This is a genomic window from Pantoea sp. SIMBA_079 (assembly GCF_046940275.1).
In the GTDB taxonomy this organism is placed as follows: domain Bacteria; phylum Pseudomonadota; class Gammaproteobacteria; order Enterobacterales; family Enterobacteriaceae; genus Pantoea; species Pantoea borealis.
In genome coordinates this window covers 1-328 of record NZ_JAWRYR010000111.1, presented here as the reverse complement: position 1 = coordinate 328, position 328 = coordinate 1, and the positions used below count along the sequence as shown (strand labels likewise).

Genomic DNA, 328 nt, shown 5'->3' with positions numbered 1-328 from the left:
CCTTCGCGCCACGCATTGAAGCGCTTGAGCTTGGCGCCCTTGCGCCACGGCGACTCGCGGTACTGCGGCATGCGGTCGGGCAGGTCGCGGTAGACGCCCCCGGGCCGGTAATAGGTCGCGTGCATGCGCGCGCCCGAGACCGCCTCGTAGACGTCCATCAGTTCTTCGCGCTCGCGGAACGCATACAGCATCACCGCCATCGCACCGAGGTCGAGCGCGTTCGACCCCACCCACATCAGGTGGTTGAGGATGCGCGTGATCTCGTCGAACAGCGTGCGGATCCACTGCGCACGCGCCGGCGCCTCGATGCCCATCAGGGTCTCGATCG

1 pseudogene is annotated in these 328 nt (G+C 67.7%); it reads right to left on the bottom strand.

The features are described 5' to 3' along the window. Positions 1-328: pseudogene (locus SB719_RS19330) on the bottom strand (hypothetical protein); the annotation flags it as partial.